1 protein-coding gene is annotated in these 4,816 nt (G+C 75.3%); it reads right to left on the minus strand.

Annotated features, from left to right (window positions below; all coding sequences use genetic code 11):
• The coding region (locus ACP4IX_RS35825; protein ID WP_426558772.1) for a type I polyketide synthase at positions 1-4,816 on the minus strand (4,816 nt) is incomplete at both ends.

Genomic DNA, 4,816 nt, shown 5'->3' on the forward strand with positions numbered 1-4,816 from the left:
GCGAACACCGGATAGGCCGCATACAACTCACGCCCCATCCCCAGCCGCTGACTCCCCTGCCCCGTGAACAGGAACGCGAGCGTGCCGGTCGTCACGGTGCCTTCCACCAGGCCGGGTGCGTGGTCGCCGCGGGCCAGGGCCGTGAGGGTGGCGAGTCGCGTGGCCGCCTCGGGGGCGATGATGGCGGCCCGCTGTTCCAGGGCGGCGCGGCTGGTGGCGAGGGAGTAGGCGAAATCGAGATCGCCGCTCTCCGCGACGCCGGTGGCCGTCGGGTGCAGGCGCTCGGCCTGGGCCCGCAGGGCGGTCGGTGTACGGGCGGAGACGAGCCAGGGCACGACGGGCAGGTCGCGGGCCGGCTCCTGCCGCGCGGGCGGGACGGCGGCGGGCGCCTGCTCGATGATCGCGTGGGCGTTGGTGCCGCTGTAGCCGAAGGAGGAGATGCCGGCGCGGCGCGGGCGGCCGGTCTCCGGCCACGGGACCGCCTCCGTCAGCAGGGCGATGTCTCCCGCCGTCCAGTCGACGTAAGGCGTCGGCTCGTTCACGTGCAGGGTCCGGGGCAGCACGCCGTGCTGCATCGCCATGACCATCTTGATGACGCCGGCGGCCCCGGCGACGGCCTGGGTGTGGCCGATGTTCGACTTGACGGAGCCGAGCCACACCGGGCGGTCGGCGGGGCGGCCCTGGCCGTACGTCGCGAGCAGGGCCTGCGCCTCGATCGGGTCGCCCAGCGTGGTGCCGGTGCCGTGGGCCTCCACCGCGTCGACGTCCGTGGCCGACAGGCCCGCGTCGGCGAGGGCTTCCCGGATGACGCGCTGCTGGGAGGGGCCGTTCGGCGCGGTGAGGCCGTTGCTCGCGCCGTCCTGGTTGACGGCCGAGCCGCGCATGACCGCGAGCACCGGGTGCCCGTTGGCGCGCGCGTCGGACAGGCGCTCGACGAGGAGCAGGGCGACACCCTCGGACCAGCTCGTACCGTCGGCCGAGGCGTCGAACGCCTTGATGCGGCCGTCGGCGGCCAGGCCGCGTTGGCGGCTGAACTCGGTGAACGCGCCGGGGGTGGACATGATGGTGACGGCGCCGGCCAGCGCCATCGAGCAGTCGCCGCGCCGCAGTGCCTGTGCCGCCAGGTGCAGGGTGACCAGGGACGACGAGCAGGCGGTGTCGATGGTGACGGCCGGGCCCTCGAGGCCGAAGGTGTAGGCGATGCGGCCGGAGACGACGCTGGCGGCGGTGCCGGTCCCGAGGTGGCCTTCGAGGCCGTCGACGTCGTTGAGCCACAGGTGCAGGTAGTCCTGGGCGTTGGAGCCCACGAAGACGCCGGTGCGGCTGCCGCGCAGCGTGGTGGGGTCGATCCCGGCGCGCTCGAACGCCTCCCAGGTGGTCTCCAGCAGCAGGCGCTGCTGCGGGTCCATGGCCAGCGCCTCGCGCGGCGAGACGCCGAAGAAGGCGGCATCGAAGTCGGCGGCGTCGTGGAGGAAGCCGCCCTCGCGGGCGTAGCTGGTGCCTTCGCTGTCGGGGTCGTCGCTGTAGAGGTGGTCGAGGTCCCAGCCGCGGTCGGCGGGGAAGCCGGTGATGCCGTCGCGTCCGGCGGCCAGAAGCTCCCACAGGTCTTCGGGGGACATGACGCCGCCCGGGAATCGGCAGCTCATGGCGACGATCGCGATGGGGTCGTCGTCCGCGTCGACCGTTCGCGGTCGGGACGGTGCGAGGGCGGTTCCGGCCCGGGCCGCGTCCCCGTCCGTCAGGTCGCCGACGAGTTCCTCGCGCAGGTATCCGGCGAGCGCGGTGGCCGTCGGGTAGTCGAACACGAGGGTGGCGGGCAGGCGTCGGCCGGTGGCGGCGGCGAGCAGGTTGCGCAGTTCGACGGCGGTGAGGGAGTCGAAGCCCAGTTCCTTGAAGGAGCGTCCGGGTTCGACGGAGGCAGGGCCGGGGTAGCCGAGCGCGGTGGCGACCTGCTTGCGGACGAGGTCGAGCAGGGCGCGGTCGCGGTCGGCGGGGGCGAGCCCGGCCAGCCGCTGCCGCAGGCCGTCCTCTCCCCCGGTGCCGGTGGTGGCGGCGGCCCGGCGGGCGGGGACCCGGACCAGGCCGCGCAGCAGCGGTGACAGGGCGCCGGACCGGGCCTGGTCGCGCAGGGCGCCGAGGTCGACGCGCATGAGGACGGGCGCGGCCTCGACGACGCGGTGGGCGACGTCGAAGAGTTCCATGCCTTCCGCGGTGGTCAGCGGGGGCAGGCCCGCGCGCCGCATGCGGCTGATGTCGGCATCGTCCAGGGCGCCGGCCATGCCTGCGCCGCCGGGCGCGTCGTCGCCACCGCCGGCCCACAGGGCCCAGGCCATCGCGGTGGCGGTGAGGCCCTGGGCCCGCCGGTGGTGGGCGAGGGCGTCGAGGAAGGCGTTGGCGGCGGCGTAGTTGCCCTGGCCGGGGCCGCCGAAGACGCCGCCGATGGAGGAGAAGAGGACGAAGGCCGAGAGGTCGAGGTCCCGGGTGAGTTCGTGCAGGTTGAGGGCGGCGTCGGCCTTGGGGCGCAGGACGGCGGAGAGCCGCTGCGGGGTGAGGGACGTGATGACGCCGTCGTCGAGCACGCCGGCGGTGTGGACGATCGCACCGAGGGGGTGTGCGGCGGGGATGCCGCGCAGGACGCCTGCGAGCGCTTCGCGGTCGGAGACGTCGCACGCCGCCCAGGTGACCGTGGCGCCCAGCGCGGTCAGTTCGGCCCGCAGCCGCTCGGCCTCCGGGGTGGCGCCGCCGCGGCGTCCCACGAGGAGGAGGTGGCGTACGCCGTGTCCGGTGACGAGGCGGCGGGCGACCAGGCCGCCGAGCATGCCGCCCGCGCCGGTGACGAGGACGGTCCTGCCGGGTGCGTACGCGGTGACGGTGGCGGTGGCGTCGACGTCCTGCCGTACGGCTCGGCCCAGCCGCAGGGCGCGCACGGAGCCTGCGTACAGGGCGAGTTGAGGCTCGTCCGCCGCGAGGGCGTACGGCAGGGCACGGACGGAGTCCTCACGTCCGTCGGTGTCGACGAGCAGCAGCCGGTCGGGGTACTCGGACTGCGCGGAGCGCAGCAGGCCCACGACGGTGGCGTGCACGGGGTCGGTGTCCGTGACACCGGCACCGGTGGGGACCGCGCCCTGGGTGACGACGACCAGACGGCAGCCGGCGAAGGCCTCGCCTGCGAAGGGCTCGTCGGCGCACCACGCTTGGGCGAGCGCGAGCGCGTCATGGGCGGCGGCGTGCACGGCCTGGGCCGACAGCGCTTCCGCCGGACCGTACCCGACGACCACGGCGTCCGGCACGGCCTCGCCCGCTTCGACGGCCGCCGCGAGTGCGGCCAGGTCTGCGTGGACGGTGACGTCGCCGGGCAGCAGCCCCGGCAGCGAGGCGACGGCTGCCGCACCGCCCACGACGGCCCAACGGTGCGACGTGGAGGCGGTGTCGGGGCTGCCCGGCAGGGGGGCCCACTCGGCGCGGAACACCGTCTCGTGATGGGCAGTGCCGGTGGCCCGCACCTGCTCGGCGGAGACGGCGCGCAGGACGAGGGCGTCCACGGTGGCGACCGGTGTGCCGGAGGTGTCGGCGATCTCCAGCCGCACGCCGTCCGCGCCCGCCGGTGCGAGGCGGACGCGCAGCGCCTCGGCGCCCGCGGCGTGCAGGGTCACTCCTGTCCAGGAGAACGGGAGCCGTCCTTCGCCGTCGTTGCCGCCCAGCCCGCCCAAGGCGAGCGCGTGCAGGCCGGCGTCGAGCAGGGCGGGGTGCAGGCCGAAGTCCCGCGCGCCCGCGGTGTGTCCTTCGGGGAGCGCGACCTCGACGCAAACGCTCTCCCCGTGCCGCCACGCGGCCGTCAGCCCGCGGAAGACGGGGCCGTAGGCCATGCCGAGGGCGGAGAGCTCCGCGTACAGGTTCTCCGTCGGAACGGGCTCGGCGCCCGCCGGGGGCCACTGGGTGAGCTCGAAGTCCGGGCGGGCGGCGCCCTGGGCGAGGACACCGGCGGCGTGCCGCACCCACAACTCGTCGGCCGCGCCGCCCTCGGAACGGGAGGAGAGCGTGAAGGTGCGCCGGCCCGTGCCGTCGGTGTCGGGCGCCGACACGTGGATCTGCACCTGCACGCCGCCGTGCTCGGGCAGCACGAGGGGCGCCTGGAGGGTGAGTTCCTCCAGGACGTCACAGCCGACCTGGTCGCCTGCGCGTACAGCCAGTTCCACGAATGCCGTGCCGGGAAGCAGCACGGAGCCCATGACGGCGTGGTCCGCGAGCCACGGGTGGGTGTCGAGCGAGAGGCGGCCGGTGAAGAGGAAGCCGTCGGAGTCGGCGAGCGCGACGGTCGCGCCCAGCAGCGGGTGGCCCGCGGCTTCGAGGCCGACGGCGCGCAGGTCCCCGGCGCCGCGGCCCGACTCGATCCAGTAGCGCTGGCGCTGGAAGGCGTAGGTGGGCAGGTCGACGCGCCGCGCACCGGTCCCGGCGAAGTACGCCGGCCAGTCGACCGCGACGCCCCGGGTGTGGGCGCGGGCGAGGGCGGCGGTGAGGGTCTCGGCCTCGGGACGGGAGGAGCGCAGGACCGGCGCGAGGGCGGCGCCCTCGCCGGTCAGGCACTCCTGCGCCATCGCCGACAGCACACCGTCCGGGCCGAGTTCGAGGTACGTCGTGACCCCCGACGCCTCCAGCGCGCGGACGCCGTCCAAGAAGCGCACGGCCTCACGGACATGCCGCACCCAGAAGTCCGCCGACGCCATCTCGTCCGTGACCAGGGCGCCCGTCAGGTTCGACACCACCGGAATACGAGGGGCCGCGAACGACAGCCCCGACACCACCTCACGGAACGCCT

This window comes from Streptomyces sp. WG5, assembly GCF_049974565.1.
Classification (GTDB): Bacteria; Actinomycetota; Actinomycetes; order Streptomycetales; family Streptomycetaceae; genus Streptomyces.